Source organism: Kitasatospora azatica KCTC 9699 (assembly GCF_000744785.1).
Taxonomy (GTDB): Bacteria; Actinomycetota; Actinomycetes; order Streptomycetales; family Streptomycetaceae; genus Kitasatospora; species Kitasatospora azatica.
Genome location: NZ_JQMO01000003.1, coordinates 1,143,756 through 1,158,594 on the forward strand (window position 1 = coordinate 1,143,756; position 14,839 = coordinate 1,158,594).

Annotated in this window: 10 protein-coding genes and 1 tRNA gene; 5 read left to right on the forward strand and 6 right to left on the reverse strand. The window is 72.7% G+C overall.

What is annotated here, in order from left to right; genetic code table 11:
- Nucleotides 1–140: 140 nt before the first annotated feature.
- The 3 genes from BR98_RS16220 to BR98_RS16230 form a co-directional block, all read right to left on the reverse strand.
- The gene (locus tag BR98_RS16220; RefSeq protein ID WP_035845423.1) at nucleotides 141–2,549 is read right to left on the reverse strand and encodes a glycoside hydrolase family 65 protein; all 2,409 of its coding nucleotides are present in this window, start codon (nucleotides 2,547–2,549) and stop codon (nucleotides 141–143) included.
- On the reverse strand, nucleotides 2,546–3,322 hold the full coding sequence (locus BR98_RS16225) for an HAD family hydrolase (RefSeq protein WP_035845426.1): 777 nt from the start codon (nucleotides 3,320–3,322) through the stop codon (nucleotides 2,546–2,548). The genes BR98_RS16220 and BR98_RS16225 overlap by 4 nt, the downstream gene beginning before the upstream one ends.
- Nucleotides 3,323–3,416: 94 nt before the next feature.
- A complete protein-coding gene (locus tag BR98_RS16230; RefSeq protein ID WP_035845429.1) occupies nucleotides 3,417–4,595 on the reverse strand; it encodes a ParB/RepB/Spo0J family partition protein in 1,179 nt (392 codons plus the stop codon).
- Between the two features lie 366 nt (nucleotides 4,596–4,961).
- Here BR98_RS16230 and BR98_RS16235 point away from each other — a divergent pair, with 366 nt between their 5' ends.
- The 3 genes from BR98_RS16235 (at nucleotide 4,962) to BR98_RS16245 (ending at nucleotide 8,119) form a co-directional block, all read left to right on the forward strand.
- Entirely contained in the window at nucleotides 4,962–6,014 is a 1,053-nt protein-coding gene (locus BR98_RS16235) for an enoyl-CoA hydratase/isomerase family protein (protein WP_035845431.1), read from the forward strand.
- 135 nt (nucleotides 6,015–6,149) lie between these two features.
- Nucleotides 6,150–6,473 (forward strand): hypothetical protein, encoded by a 324-nt coding sequence (locus BR98_RS16240; protein ID WP_035845433.1) that lies wholly within the window; start codon nucleotides 6,150–6,152, stop codon nucleotides 6,471–6,473.
- 758 nt (nucleotides 6,474–7,231) lie between these two features.
- A complete protein-coding gene (locus tag BR98_RS16245; RefSeq protein WP_035845435.1) occupies nucleotides 7,232–8,119 on the forward strand; it encodes a putative quinol monooxygenase in 888 nt (295 codons plus the stop codon).
- 123 nt (nucleotides 8,120–8,242) lie between these two features.
- Here BR98_RS16245 and BR98_RS16250 read toward each other — a convergent pair whose 3' ends face one another.
- The gene (locus tag BR98_RS16250; RefSeq protein ID WP_232247437.1) at nucleotides 8,243–9,547 is read right to left on the reverse strand and encodes a hypothetical protein; all 1,305 of its coding nucleotides are present in this window, start codon (nucleotides 9,545–9,547) and stop codon (nucleotides 8,243–8,245) included.
- Nucleotides 9,548–9,780: 233 nt separating this feature from the next.
- Here BR98_RS16250 and BR98_RS16255 point away from each other — a divergent pair, with 233 nt between their 5' ends.
- Together BR98_RS16255 and BR98_RS42580 are read left to right on the forward strand one after the other, a co-directional pair.
- A complete protein-coding gene (locus BR98_RS16255) occupies nucleotides 9,781–11,925 on the forward strand; it encodes a SpoIIE family protein phosphatase (protein WP_232247438.1) in 2,145 nt (714 codons plus the stop codon).
- A gap of 82 nt (nucleotides 11,926–12,007) precedes the next feature.
- On the forward strand, nucleotides 12,008–13,822 hold the full coding sequence (locus BR98_RS42580) for a SpoIIE family protein phosphatase (protein WP_407639529.1): 1,815 nt from the start codon (nucleotides 12,008–12,010) through the stop codon (nucleotides 13,820–13,822).
- Nucleotides 13,823–13,947: 125 nt separating this feature from the next.
- Here BR98_RS42580 and BR98_RS16265 read toward each other — a convergent pair.
- Together BR98_RS16265 and BR98_RS16270 are read right to left on the reverse strand one after the other, a co-directional pair.
- Nucleotides 13,948–14,020 (reverse strand) — tRNA-Lys (locus BR98_RS16265).
- A 47-nt stretch (nucleotides 14,021–14,067) separates the two neighbouring features.
- Nucleotides 14,068–14,796, reverse strand: coding sequence for a nucleotidyltransferase domain-containing protein (locus BR98_RS16270; RefSeq protein ID WP_232247439.1), 729 nt, complete (start codon nucleotides 14,794–14,796; stop codon nucleotides 14,068–14,070).
- Nucleotides 14,797–14,839: the final 43 nt, after the last annotated feature.

Sequence of the window (14,839 nt, forward strand, 5' to 3'; positions counted from 1 at the left end):
TGCCCGCCAGGCAACAAATGTGCCTCCCAGGCAAAAGTGCCATCGGCACAATGGCATCCGCACAAAAGGCATCGGCACAGTGCCATCGGCAGAATGGCCGTGCCCCGGTTTCCCGGGCCACGGCCTTTCGCCTGCTGCCGCTACTCGGCCGCCAGGTGCTCCGCGGCGCTTATCGGCGATCCGCCGATGGTGGCCGCCGTGGCCTTGCGCCGGGCCGGCTCGCGACCGGGCGGCTGGACCGGCCGCTCCCCGGCCGGCGGTGTGACGGTCGGCCGGGAGACCGGCGCGCCGACCTCCACCCAGAGCTTCTCGGTCTCGTGCTCCACCAGGATCTTGTCGCCCTCGCGCAGCGTGTAGGTGGTCTCCTCGTGGGTGATCTCCACCCGCAGCAGGTGCTGGCGGATCCGCATCGAGAAGGACAACCGGACCAGCCCGGCGGGCAGCCGCGGCCGGAAGCCGATCGCCTCGCCGTGGTCGCGCATCCCGCCGAAGCCGGCCACCAGCGCGATGCAGGCGCCCGCCAGCGAGGCCATGTGCAGGCCGTCGCGGGTGTTGCCGCCCAGGTCGTGCAGGTCCATCAGGGCGGCCTCGGCGGTGTAGTCGTAGGCCAGGTCCAGCTGGCCCACCTCGGCCGCCATCACCGCCTGGGTGCAGGCCGAGAGCGAGGAGTCACGCACCGTCAGCCGCTCGTAGTAGGCGAAGTTGCGCGCCTTCTGCTCGGGCGTGAAGGCGTCGCCGCGCAGCTGCATGGCGAGCACCAGGTCGGCCTGCTTGACCACCTGCTTGCGGTACAGGTCGAAGTACGGGAAGTGCAGCAGCAGCGGGTACTTCTCGCGCGGGGTGCCCTCGAAGTCCCACAGCTGGTGGTCGGTGAAGCCGTCGGCCTGCGGGTGCACGCCGAGCTTCTCGTCGTACGGGATGTACATCGCGGTGGCCGCGTCGCGCCAGGCGGCGGTCTCCTCGGTGTCCACCCCGAGCGCGGCCGCCTCCAGCTGGTGCCGGGCCACCGCCTCGGCGGCGGCCCGCAGGTTGGTCTGGGCCATCAGGTTGGTGAAGACGTTGTTGTCGGCGATCGCGCTGTACTCGTCCGGGCCGGTGACGCCCTCGATCCGGAACTGCCCCGCGGAGTCGTGGTGACCGAGCGAGCGCCACATCCGCGCCGTCTCCACCAGCAGCTCCAGCCCGTAGGCGCGCTCGAACTCCACATCGCCGGTGGCCCGCACGTAGCGGGCGGCGGCCACCGCGATGTCCGCGCCTATGTGGAAGGCCGCGGTGCCGGCCGGCCAGTAGCCCGAGCACTCCTCGCCGCGGATCGTCCGCCACGGGAAGACCGCACCGGCCAGGCCGAGTTGGGCGGCCCGCTCGCGGGCCAGCGGCAGCGTGGAGTGGCGCCAGCGCAGCGCCTGTGCGACGGCGCCGGGCAGGCAGTAGGTGAGCACCGGCAGCACGAAGGTCTCGGTGTCCCAGAAGCTGTGCCCGTCGTAGCCGGGGCCGGTCAACCCCTTGGCGGGGATGGCCCGTTCCTCGCTGCGGGCGGAGGCCTGCAGGACGTGGAAGAGCGCGAACCGGACCGCCTGCTGGAGTTCGACGTCACCGTCGATCTCGATGTCGCTGGCGGCCCAGAACTCCTCCAGGTACTCCTTCTGCTCGCTGACCAGGCCGTCCCAGCCGGAGTAGCGGGCGGCCGTGATCGCCGCCTCCACCTGGTCCCGGACGGCCGGCAGCGAGCGGGTGGCCGACCAGCCGTAGCCGAGGAACTTGGTGATCCGCAGCCGCTCGCCGGGCCGCAGCACCGTGGTGGTGCTGATCCGGGCCTGGTCGTGCCGGGCCTCGGAGGTCACACTGACCCCGTCCGGGCCCTCGATCACATGGTCCATCCCGGCCGCCACCCGCAGGTTGCTGTACCGGGTGCGGTGCACCAGGGTGGCCTTGGTCCCGTGCGCGTGGTTCGCCTCGGCGACCAGCGGCGCCTCCAGCACGGCGGCCGCCCGCGGGTCGCCCTCGCCGCCCTCCGGGAGCTGCTCGTTGGCGACCAGCTCGGACTGGACCACGATCCGGACCGGCCCGTCCACCGCCTCGACCTCGTAGTCCACCGCGGCGATCGCCCGCTGGGTGAGCGAGACCAGCCGGGCGGAACGGATCTTGATGGTCCGGCCGGCCGGCGAGGTCCACTCCGCCTCGCGCCGCAGCACGCCCTCGCGGAAGTCCAACGAGCGGCGGTGGCCGCGCAGTTCGCCGTACCGCAGGTCGAACGGCTCGTCGTCGACCAGCAGTCGGATCAGCTTGCCGTTGGTGACGTTGATGACGCTCTGCCCGGACTCCGGATAGCCGTAGCCGCCCTCCGGGTAGGGCAGCGGGCGCAGTTCGAAGACGCCGTTCAGGTAGGTGCCGGGCAGGCCGTGCGGCTCACCCTCGTCGAGATTGGCCCGCAGGCCGATATGCCCGTTGGAGAGTGCGAAGACGGATTCGCTGCGGGCCAGGCCCGCCAGGTCCAGTCGGTGTTCGGTGATGCTCCACGGGTCGACCGCGAAGCCCTCCTGTGCGGTCATTGCGCCGCCCCCTCGATCAGTTCGGACAGGTCGTCCACCACCAGGTCCGCGCCGTTCTCCCGCAGGGCCTCGGCCTGGCCGGTCCGGTTCACCCCGACCACCGTGCCGAAGCCGCCGGCGTGGCCGGAGGCGACCCCGGCCAGCGCGTCCTCGAAGACCGCGGCGTGCTTCGGCTCGACGCCCAGCGCCTTGGCGGCGGCCAGGTAGGTGTCGGGGGCCGGCTTGCCGGGCAGGCCCTGGCGCTTGGCCACCTCGCCGTCGATCACCACGTCGAAGAGGCCGTCGATGCCGGCCGCCTTGAGCACGTCGCGGCAGTTGGCGCTGGACGAGACCACCGCCCTGGGCAGGCCGAGCACCCGCAGCCGGTGCAGGTACTCCACCGAGCCCGGGTAGGGCTGTACGCCCTGTTCCCGGATCAGCCGCAGCACCAGCTCGTTCTTGGCGTTTGCCAGGCCGTTGACGGTGCGGGTGCCATGGGGGTCCCCCCGGACGAAGTCTGGGGGAGGGTCGGCCGGACTGCCCTCCGGCAGTTCGATCGAGCGCGACGCGAGGAAGGTCCGGGTGCCGTCCAGGCGCGGCCGGCCGTCGACGAAGCGGTCGTAGTCCTCGACCGGGTCGAACGGCACGAACTCGTCGCCGGTGCGGCGGGCCTCCTCACGCAGGAAGTCGTCGAACATCGACTTCCAGGCGGCGGCGTGCACCTTGGCGGTCTGCGTCAGCACACCGTCGAGGTCGAAGAGATAGGCGCGGATGTGGTCGGGTAGCCCCAGCATGGTTGCAGTCTGGCTCAGAAAACGCCCCCTGGGGTCGATTCCGGGCGGCGCGTCGTACAGCGTTCAATCGCGCTCGGCGTTGCCTGACGAGGCGTCAGCCGGTCTGCCGGGCCCGTCGGTGCAGCTGCTCGGCCAGATCCCGCCAGCCGGCCGCGCACTCCAGCGCCAGATCCGCCACCACCGGGAGCAAGTGCGGTGGGATCTGCTGGAGTTCACTTTCCGCGATACTGACCGCGACCAGCCGGCGGTGCAGCCAGACCAGCAGCGCGCGGCCGTGGTCGGTGAACCGCAGCGAGGGGTCGCGGCGCAGCACGGCGAGGCCGGCGAAGGCCTCGGCGGTGCGGGCGCCGGCCGGCCGAGCCGCGGCCAGCCGACGGGCGCCGAACGGCCGCAGCGCGGGCGGCGGCTGGTGCGCGGCGGCGGCCAGGTCCTGCGCCTGGGGCTCGGGCTGGGCCTGGCGGTGCGCCTGCGGGTGGTCCTGGCGCTGCGCCGGACGGGCCGGCACCGGCCCGCCCGCCTGGGACGCGGACAGTGACTGCGGCCGCGACTGGGGCAGCTGCAGCGGCCGGCCCTCGGCGCCCTCGCGCGGCGCGGGGACGGTCGCCGTCACCTCCGCCGCCCGGGTCTGGCGGGCCGGGCGCGCGGTGCGCACCAGCGCGGGCTCCTCGCCCCGCCCGATCCGGGCCCGCACCCCGTGCGCCGTACCCAGCGACACACCGGCAGCCTGGGCGATCTCCCGCAGCGAGGCGTCCGGGCGCTCGCTGAGCACCTTCAGCACCCGCTGGCGGCCCTCGTCCGGGTTGACCGGGCGCAGCCGGCCGTCCCGACCGACCCGGGCGATGGTGCCGGCGCCGCTGGAGCGGCGGCGGATCTCGCCGATGGTCTTGGCCGACAGGCCCGAGCTCTGCGCGATCGACCGGTCGGACAGTTCGGGCCGCAGCCGGACGATCCGCTCGGCCGCGGCCTTGCGCTCGGCGATGGACAGCGGCAGCCCGAGGGTGTCGCCGGCCTTGCTCTCCACGGCCCGCACGAAGGCGGCCTCCGGGGAGCCCTCGAAGTACTCGACGGCGATGGTCCGCTCACCGCGCAGTTCGGCGGCGCGCAGCCGGTGGGCGCCGTCGATCACCCGCATCGTGCTGCGGTGCACCAGGATCGGCGGCAGTTCGGTGGCGAGGGCGGCCAGCTCGGCGGCGTGCTCCTCCTCCACCGGCGTGAAGCGGGGCGACTCCCCGAGCTGCACGGCATCGAGCGGGAGCCGGTCGACGGGATTCATTCGAGCCCCCGCACGGGCGCGCAGGGCGTCGGAATTCCCGAGCCGATCCCGAATACCGACTCAGCGCCACCGGTGATCATTTTTCGATTCCTTCCGAATCATTCGCGAGGCATTGGCGAGTTCATAGGCGAGTCATGGGGGCGGGCCGTCGAACACCCTCGGACAGCACGCCTGATCTGCGATACCGCGGCGGCCTGTCGGCGGCTATTCGCTCATCTCAACGACCTTGCGCGGCAACGGGATTCCCGGATTCCGCCGGTCCGGCATACGCCTTTCGAGGCAGCCCACCCCCCATTCGGGACAACCGGCCCGAGCGCGTACGGTGGCAACGGCACGGTCGCCGCATCCAGGCAAGGAGCACCCTCGATGACCTCGCAGCCCGACCAGGACCTGGTTCTCGCCCGCAGGGACGGCCGGGTAGGCCGGATCACCCTCAACCGCCCGCGCGCCATCAACGCGCTCAACCACGCGATGATCCTCGCCGTGCGGGCCGCCCTGGACGCCTGGGAGCACGATCCCGAGGTGGCCGCCGTGGTGATCACCGGCGCGGGCGAGCGCGGGCTCTGCGCCGGCGGGGACATCCGCTTCTTCCACGACGACGCCAAGATCGGCGGCGCCGCCGCGCGGGCCTTCTTCCGCGACGAGTACCTGCTCAACCACCGGATCGCCCGCTATCCCAAGCCGTACGTGGCGGTGATGGACGGGCTGGTGCTGGGCGGCGGGGTCGGCGTCTCGGCGCACGGCTCGCTGCGGGTGGTCACCGAGCGCGCCGCGGTCGGCATGCCGGAGACCGCGATCGGTTTCGTCCCCGACGTCGGCGGCAGCTGGCTGCTCGCCCGCGCCCCCGGCGAGCTCGGCACCCACCTGGCGCTCACCGCCGGGCGGATGACCGCGATGGACGCCCTGCACTGCGGTTTCGCCGACCACTACCTGCCGAGCGAGCGGATCGCCGAGTTCACCGCGGCCCTGGCCGAGCTCGAACCGGTCGAGGCAGTACGGGAGTTCGCCGCACCGGCGGAGCCCGCACCGCTGGCCGCCCAGCGCGGCTGGATCGACCACTGCTACGCGGCCGACACCGTCGAGGAGATCCTCGACCGGCTGCTCACCGCCGGCCTGCCGGAGGCCAAGGAGGCCGCCGAGCAGATCCTGGACAAGTCGCCGACCGCGCTCAAGGTCACCCTGGCGGCACTCCGCCGGGCCCGCCGACTGCCGTCCCTGGAAGCCGCGTTGGACCAGGAGTACCGGGTCTCCAGCGCCAGCCTCGGGGCGCCCGACTTCGTCGAGGGCATCAGGGCCCAGGTGGTGGACAAGGACCGCAACCCGCGCTGGTCGCCCGCCGGCCTCGCCGAGGTCTCGGAGCTCGACGTGGCCCGCTGCTTCGAACCTCCGGTGGGCGTCCCGGAGCTGGGCCTGGCATAGGGCCCGGCGTAGGGCCCGGCGTAGGGCCTGGCGTAGGGCCCGGCGTAGGGCCTGGCTACTCCTAGGTACGGGTACTCAGGGAAGGCGAGTACAGCAGCGGTGTCCGGGCCCGCCGCCGTGGCCGATGCTCAAGCCATGACCTCAGCTCCGCGGCGTCTCTGGTGGATCGCCCCAACCGTCAGCACCGTGCTCGCCCTGCCGCTCCTGGCCCTGGCCTGCCTGATCCTCATGTTCGTCGGGTTCGCCTACGACTCCTGCGACCCCGGCGGCTGCCCCGGCACCGACCGCCATGTGCTGACGGCGCTGGCGGCGCTGCTCGCCACCGTGCCACTGGCCGTCGGCGCCTGGCTCACCAGCCGTTTGGCCAAGCCGGGTTGGGGCGCCGCGCTGTGCGTGCTGGCCCCGCTGACGGCGGCCGGCTCGGTGCTCTCCTTCCTCACCATCCCCGCCGGACGCTGAGGCCAGGACCGCCCGGCCACCAGGGTGAGCACGGCGCGGGCGACGGCGGTCGATCTGGCACGGGGTCAGCAGTAGGCGAACGGTCGGAGCGCCGCGCTGGCGCCCAACTCCGGCCGCTCCTGCGGCAGATGGTGCCCGGCCGAGGGCGGCGATTCGTTGCCTCGGACTGCGTGACGTCCACCGACGATCGTGCCTTGACCCCATACATCTCAGCTCATACGGTCTATGCAGATCTGACGGGGCGTCAGATCAGCAGCAGAATTGGACCGCCACATGTCTGAAGGTTTGGCGCCGCCCTGACCCGAGCACCACCCTGCTCCACGCACCGCACCGCACCGCACCACGCCGCACCACGCCGCACCGCACCGCACCGAGCCGGCGTCGACCCGGCTCAACGGCGCCTCCCCCGCGCCGCACACTCACGCTGCGAAACTCTCCCACCGCCCGGCCCGCCCACTGCGCAGGCCGCCCGGTCCGCAGCCTCTCTCGCCGGCGCTCCCCCCGCCAGCACCGCTTCAGCTCCGCCCGCGCCGCCCTTACGGCGCGGCGTACGGAATCCGCGCTGCCCTGCGGCGGCTCGCCGTGCTCAGCCTCCCACCCGAGCACGGTGAGCCCCTTCAGGTACGCCGCCAAGCGAACGTCCCGGGGGCCGGCCACCCGCACCGCATGTCCACGCACCCTGCCCAGCCGGCAGGTCCGTGCGCCATGCCCGCGCGGCCGGAGAATCCCATCCGCGAACAGAGAACCGGGGAACTGTCATGAAACTCCGCACCGCCCTGCTCCCGCTGGCCATCGCGGCCACGGTGCTCGCCGGCGCCCAGACCGTCAGCGCCCAGACCGTCAACGCCCAGACCGTCAACACTCAGACCGCCGGTGCTGCCACCACCGGCAACGCTCAGACCGTCAGCGCCACCGACGACGCCAAGGGGCACGTCGAGCGCAACCGCGACGAGGGCACCGTCGCCTACGTCTCCATCACCACCTGGGAGCACATCCCGGCGACCGCCAGAGCCGGCTTCATCGCGGCCGCGCAGGACGACGGCTACGACTCGCTCCGGCACGAGCCCGGCACCTACAGCGTCCACGTGGTGCCCGACCCCGACGACCCGTCCCGCGTGGTGATCGCCTCGACCTTCACCAGCGAGGCCGCCTACCAGCGCCACCAGCACGGCCGTTACGAGCGGGACCTGCGCGCCCACGCCGCGAGAGCCGGTATCGCGGGCCCGGCCAAGGTGGTGCGCAACTACTCGCTGACGGCCACCACCGGCGACGGCAAGCTCGCCTCCCCGCACGGCGACGGCGGCACCGTCTTCACCGTGGTGGCCGTCTTCACCAACGTGCAGGCCCAGTACCGCGCCGAGTTCCTCAAGATCGCCCAGGCCGACGGCTACGGCTCGCTGACCGGCGAGCCCGGAACCCTCGGCTTCCACTTCGTCCCCGACCCCGACGACCCGACCCGCTTCGTCTTCCTGGAGACCTTCACAGACCAGGCCGCCTTCGTCGCCCACAAGAACGGCGCCCCCGCCCAGGCCTACCTCGACCTGGTGTCGCGGGCCGGCATCATCGGCCCCGAGTTCGTCATCACCAACGTCACCACCGGCTTCGACAAGCCCGGCGGCTGGTCCGTCCCCAACCTGGACTCCTGACGCCAACGGGGCCCGTGGACATCCACGGGCCCCGCCGGTCGGCCGTCGGCCCCCGCCTCACCGCTGCGCAACGGCCCCGGCCGGCGTGGGCTGCGCGAGCTCGGCTGCCGGACGGCCGACCGGCTACTCCTGTTCGGCGGGTTGGTCCGGCTCGCCGACCCGACCGGTCGCGGAGAGCAGCGCGAGGATGGCGAGCGCGACCAGCAGGACGGCGACCAGCAGCAGGACGGTCAGGACCGTCGGGTGGTCCCACAGCGCGAACACCAGGGCGAGGACCAGCAGCACGGCGAGGGCGATCCAGCGGCGGTGGGCGTCGGTCCACTTGCCGGCCTGCCCGGTGTGCACACCGTGCGCGTCGCCCCAGCGTGCGGCGGACAGCGCCGCACGGTCGGCCGCCCCACGGGTGGCCCGCGGCAGCCGCCCGGCACCGGACAGGTAGGCGCCGAGCCCGACCACCACGCCCAGCACGATCGCGGTGCGCAGGCTGACCCGCAGGAAGTGCAGCAGCGTGTCGAAGACCGCGGCGGCCGCCGCCTCGGACTGCACCTGGGCCGGCAGGTGGTCGAGATAGTAGTGACGGGCGATCACCAGGCCGATCGCCAGCACCAGGCTGGCGAAGGCCGCACCGAAGGCCGTGGTGACCAGGGCCCGGCGCCGCCGCCTGGCCAGCACCACCCCGATCGCGCCGAGCAGCACGGTGATGACCGGCATCCAGTTGCCGACCGTGTCGAGCAGCCGGGCACCCGCCTGCAGCTTCGCCAGCTTGTCGGACTCGAAGAGCACCATCTGCTTGTCGACGTCGGGGATCTTGTCGGCCGGGGAGACGCCGGCGTCGATCAGTTCCTGCTTGACCCGGTCGACGGCCGCACCGACGTCGAGGACGACGGTTCCCTCGCTGACGCCGATCGCGCCCCGGCCCTTGCCGGTGAGCGCGTGCACCACGGTGCTGTGGGCGACGCGGTTGGTCTGGATCCAGACGGTCTCGAACCGGTCGCTCTGCACGAAGCGCGTCGCCACCTTGGCGACGGCCTGGTCCACGGCCGAGTCCAGCTGCGGCCCCAGGGCCTTGATCGCGCTGCCGACCCGGGGCGGCAACCCCTGCGACTGCAGCCAGGCGGCGATGTCCGCGGTGACGTCCTTGCCGTCGACCCGGACGGCGACCGCCTGGGTGATGCGGTCGGCAGCGGCCGCCTCGATGGCCGGGTTGGACGCGAGCGGACCGACCGTCGCCACGTACCGGTCGGTGTCCAGCGCGATGTCGTGCACCCAGACGGTGAGCAGCGAGACCGGGACGAGGATGCAGCAGAGCGTGATGAGCACGGCCGAGGCGGTGCTCATCACGATCCGCCCGGCCCGGGACGGACGCCTCGATCGCGGGCCCGCACTCCCCCCGGAGGACTCGGGCTCGGGCTCGGGCTGGCTGTTCACGAGGGCTCCAACCGACGCGGGGTGGCCGAAGCGCCACTCACGTCCATTGGCACGGACAGCGACCGCCTCGGCACCTCCAGGTGCGCCGACCGGGCGAGGCGACGCCCGGACGGCCGCGAACACCCGGCCGGGTCGATGCGCCGCCACCGGGGGGACAGCCGGTGTCCGGACGGGACATGATGGGAACAGCCCGGTGTCTGGTTCACCCCGTCGGCCCGATCGAGGTGGTTGCGGTGGTCACGCCACGGCCCGCATCCGTGCGGCTGGGGAGCGAGGGCGCCCAGCCGGCGGTCGAGGCCGACCTCGAACCGCTGGCGGAGCTCCTCCTGTCGCTGCCCGATCGACTCGACGCCCACATCGGTGGGCTCTACCTGCTCTCGGGGGACCAGGACCTGCTCCATCTGCTGATCACCCTCGGTGCGGCCCGGCAGTTCACCCGGCCCTGGCAACGGGTCTCGCTGGCCGCGCCGATCCCGGTCGCCGAGGCCGCACGCGAGGACCGCTTGGTCTGGGTCGGCGGCGCGGAGGAGATGGCGCGCCGGTACCCGCAGGTCGCGGTCGCCATGCCGTACGCCTTCTCGCTGCTGGCCGCGCCCCTGGTAGCGCAGGACACCACCTACGGGGTCGTCTTCTTCCTCTGGCCCGCCGCGCATCCGCCCGTCCTGACGCCCGAGGAGCGCCAGGCCGTCCGGATCCTCGCCGCGGAGCTCGCCGAAGTACTGGCCAGGGCGGCCCGGTCCGGCCACTCCTTCCTGCCCCGGGCGCGCCCGCTGGCGATCGCCGTCGGCAACGGGAGGCCGCAGACCCTCGCCGAGACGGTCGCGCGGCTGCCCGAGGGAGTGTGCGGCATCGGCCTGGACGGCCGGATCGCCGTCGTCACCCCGGGCGCGGCCGAGCTGCTCGGCAAGCCCCCCGAGCGGCTGCTGGGCCAGCGGCCCTGGGTCGTGCTGCCCTGGCTGCGCGACCCGGTGTACGAGCACCACTACCGGGCGTCGGTGATCAGCGGCCAGCCCAACTCCTTCGTGGCGATGCGGCCGCCGGACCAGTGGTTGTCCTTCCATCTGTTCCCGGACCATGACGGGCTCACCGCCCGGATCTCCGTCGCCCACGTCACCCGGCGCGGGCTGCCCGTCTCCGAATCGACCACCGAGCAGCTTCCGCACACGCGGCCCGGAGCGATCTACCACATCCTCCACCTGGCCAGCGCGCTGACCGAGGCCGCCACCGTGCAGGACGTGGTCAGCATGGTGTCCGACCAGATCGTCCCCGCCTTCGGCGGCCAGGCCGTCGCGGTGCTGCTGGCGGAGAGCGGACGGCTGCGCATCATCGGCCACCGCGGGTACCCGCCCGGCCTCGTCGACCAGTTCGACGGCACTCCGCTGACCGAGCAGACCCCCGGGGTGCGGGCCGCGACCAACCCGGTGCCGGCCTTCTTCCAGACCCGGGCCGAGCTGGAACGGGCCTACCCCGGACGCCACGAGACCCAGGACGACATGGCCGCCTGGGCCTACCTGCCGCTGGTCACCTCGGGACGGTTGATCGGCACCTGCGTCCTGGCCTTCGCCGAACCGCACCGCTTCAGCATCGAGGAACGCGCCGTCCTGACCGCGCTCGGCGGCCTGATCGCCCAGGCGCTCGACCGCGCCCGGCTCTACGACACCAAACTGAACCTCGCCCAGGGCCTGCAGGACAGACTGCTGCCGCAGGCCCTGCCGAGCGTCCCCGGTCTCGAGACCGCCGCCCGCTACCTGCCCGCCACCGAGGGGATGGACATCGGCGGCGACTTCTACGACCTGATCCGCGTCGCCCCGGACACCGCGGCCATCGTCATCGGAGACGTCCAGGGCCACAACGTCCACGCCGCCGCCCTGATGGGCCAGATCCGCACCGCCGTCCGCGCCTTCGCCACGGCCGACGCCGACCCCAGCACCGTGCTCGCCCGCACCAACCGCCTGCTGGCCGACCTCGACACCACCCTGCTCGCCAGCTGCGTCTACCTCTGCGTCGACCTGGCGCGGCACGATGCCTGGCTGGCCGACGCCGGCCACCCCGTGCCGCTGCTGCGCAGTCCCGACGGCCGGGCCCGCCGCCTGGAACCGCGCAACGGCATGGTGCTGAACGTGGACCGCAGCGCCGAGTACCCCGTGACCCACCTGGCGCTGCCCGTCGGGACCACCCTGGTCCTGTACACCGACGGACTGATCGAGACGCCCGGAGCCGACCTGGACAAGGCCCTGGAACACCTCGAAGCCGTCCTCGCCCGCCACGGCGGCGAGCCGCTCGACGACCTCGCCGACGCGCTGATCGGCCAGGCCAGGAAGGCCGAGCACCGTACCGACGACATCGCACTCCTGCTGGTCCGTTCCGTCCCCCGATGAACCGCGCCCCGGGAAGGAGGTGGTTACCGTGGCACGCACCCCGTTGCTCGCCGTACACGGGATCTCCAAGCGGTTCGGCGCCGTGCAGGCGCTGTTCGAGGTCGACCTCGAGATCGCCGAGGGCGAGGTGGTCGCGCTCGTCGGAGACAACGGTGCGGGCAAGTCCACCCTGGTCAAGGCGGTGTCCGGGGTCTCCCCACCGGACAGCGGCGTGATCGAGTGGGAGGGGCGTCCGGTCGACCTCCGTCAGCCCTCGGACGCCCAGGGCCTCGGCATCGCCACCGTCCACCAGGACCTCGCGCTCTGCGACAACCTCGATACCGTCGCCAACCTCTTCCTCGGCCGCGAGATCCAACGGTTCGGCATCCTCGACGAGGTCAGGATGGAGCGGAGCTCCCACCGACTGCTCAGCCTGCTGTCCATCCGCCTCCCCAGCCTGCGCGTCCCGGTCGGCTCGCTCTCCGGCGGCCAGCGGCAGAGCGTCGCCATCGCCCGCGCGCTCATCGGCAAGCCCCGGGTCGTGATCCTCGACGAGCCCACCGCCGCCCTCGGCGTCGGACAGACCGCCCAGGTCCTCGAACTGATCGAGCGGCTGCGCGACCGGCACCTCGGGGTCCTCGTGGTCAGCCACGACCTGGAGAACGTGCGCTCCGTCGCCGACCGGATCGCCGTGCTGCGCCTCGGCCGAAACGGCGGCACCTTCGACACCAAGTACGCCACCCAGGAGCAGATCGTCTCGGCCGTCACCGGTGACCAGACCGTCGCCGTCGCCCTGCAGCAGAGCCTGCTGCCGCGGGGACTCCCCGAAACCAACGCCCTCGACGTGGCCTTCCGCTACCTTCCGGCCCAAGCCGGCGTGGGCGGCGACTGGTTCGACGTCATCCCGCTGCCGGGAAGCCGGGTCGCCCTGGTCGTCGGTGACATCGTCGGACACGGCCTGCACGCCGCCGCCACCATGGGACGCCTGCGGACGGCGGTGCACAACTACTCCATGCTCGACCTTCCACCCGACGAACTCCTCGCCCGCCTCGACGAGTTGGTCGGACAAATCGACCGGGACGGCAGCGGCGGCAGCAATGACCCGATCACCGGAGCGACCTGCCTCTACGCGATCTACGACCCGGTGTCCCGGATCTGCGAGCTGGCCCGGGCCGGCCACCTCCCGCCCGCGCTGGTGAGGCCCGACGGCACGGTGGAGTACCTCGACCTGCCGTCCGGGCCGCCGCTCGGCGTCGGCGGACTGCCCTTCGAGACACTGCGGCTCGACATGCCGGAGGGCAGCCAACTCGTGCTGTACACCGACGGGTTGGTCCGGAACCACCATCGGGACATCGACTTCGGCCTGGAGCTCCTGCTGGGCACACTGGCCGGCCGCGACCGGTCCCCGCAGCAGACCTGCGACACCGTCCTGGACGTCATGGTGCCGACGGTCCCCAGGGACGACGTCGCCCTGCTGGTAGCCTCCACCCGCACCCTGCCGGACGATCAGATCGCCCAGTGGGACGTGCCGTCCGATCCCGCCGCCGTTGCGCACGTCCGCGCCGCAGCCACCCGTCAACTGGCCAAGTGGGGCCTGGAAGAAGCCGAGTTCGCCACGGAGCTGATCCTCAGTGAGCTGATCACCAACGCCATCCGCTACGGCGCCGAGCCGATCCACACCCGCCTGCTCCGCGACCGCTCCCTGATCTGCGAGGTTTCCGACACGAGCGGTACCTCCCCGCACCTTCGCTACGCCGCCACCACCGACGAGGGCGGCCGGGGCCTTCTCCTCGTCGCCCAACTCTCCGAACGCTGGGGCACCCGGTACACCGCCACCGGCAAGATCATCTGGGCCGAACAGTCAATTCCCGCCCACACCGCCGGCGGACCCGACCCCGGCGACGCGCCGGCGCCGTGACCGCTCGCGTCGAGCAGCGGTCACCAGTCGCAGCCGGGCTCCAAAATGCGGCGGCACCCCGCGCCGAAGAACCAGCCGGGGTGCCGTGCTGCAGGTCAGCGGGGGTTTCCCCGCCTCATTCCGAGTGGGCCGCCAGGGGCTCGAACCCTGAACCTACGGATTAAAAGTCCGCAGCTCTGCCGATTGAGCTAGCGGCCCGGTGGCGAGGGTGTCGTCATTGCAGTACGGCACCTGCCGGGACGATCCTACCCGGTGATCCCCGACGGTTGGCCAGCACATTGCGGCTGTCCGGGCGCCGGGTCCAGGTGGGCGAGGCGGACGCGGCGCAGCCAGGCTTCGACGGGGGCGGGGTCGGGGGTGGGCGGGAGGGCGCCGGGGCGGGCCAGGCGTTCGGCGGCGGCGGCGAGCAGCGGCTCGGCCAGGGACGGGTCGGCGGCGATCCGCTCGCCCAACTCGCGCACCCGCTCGGGGTCGGCGAGTCGGACCTGCAGCTCGCCGGTCTCGTGCAGCAGCAGCGCCTGCTCGACCAGCCGCAGCAGGTGCCGGGCCGGCTTGGCCCGCCGCTCGGGCTCGCGGGCCCGCAGTTTGCGCAACTGCTGGTCGGCGTAACCGAGGTAGGCCGAGCGCACCGCGCCGGCGCTCAGGAAGCTGCGCCGAAGGCCGATCAGCTCCTCCCCGAGCGGGGTCCTGACCTCGTACAACTCATCGGGCAGCCAGACGAGTTCGGTCACCGTCGGATTCCCGGCCAGAGCCAGCCGGCACCACTTCGCCACCTCGTGGAAGGTCCGGTCCGGTTCGGTCGTGACCACCGACTCGCGCGGCCGGTCCAGTCCGTGCAACTCCTGTGTGGGCACCGCGAAGACGCCGAGCCGGTCCACGTCCGAACCCGGCCGCGCCAGCCCGTACGCGGTCGAACCGACCACGCCCGACAGCACCACCCGCACCCCGGCCACCCCCCTTCCGTCCAAGAGCACGCAGTCTCTCCCGGGCCGCACCGCCGGCGCATCCGGTTTAGCG